Origin of the sequence: Aminobacter sp. MET-1 (assembly GCF_026521175.1) — a bacterium.
GTDB lineage: Bacteria > Pseudomonadota > Alphaproteobacteria > Rhizobiales > Rhizobiaceae > Aminobacter.
This window is the reverse complement of sequence record NZ_JAMSHL010000127.1, coordinates 1-261: the sequence shown is the minus strand read 5'-3', so window position 1 is coordinate 261 and position 261 is coordinate 1. Positions and strand designations below refer to the sequence as shown.

The following is a 261-nucleotide window of genomic DNA, read 5'->3' as shown; positions in this document are numbered from 1 at the left end:
CGACGGAACCAGTTGGTGCGAATGCCCACTATCTTCGCTGCCGGGTCAAACATTTGCACCGTCACCCCGGCCTCGGCCAGCTCACTGAGAAAGGCAGGGCTCAGTTCGCCGCAGCCAAAGCCATCGAGGCTGACGATCACCTTTACGCCACGCTGCGCCGCCTCAATCAGGATGCCTTGCAGCTCATTGCCAACCTTGTCTTCGAACAGAATAAAGGTCTCCAGCAAGATCTCCCGCTGCGCCCGGCGCATGGCCTCGAAG

Annotated in this window: 1 pseudogene; it reads right to left on the bottom strand. The window is 60.2% G+C overall.

Annotated features, from left to right (window positions below):
* Nucleotides 1-261, bottom strand: a pseudogene (locus NDO48_RS29315) (cardiolipin synthase); the annotation flags it as partial.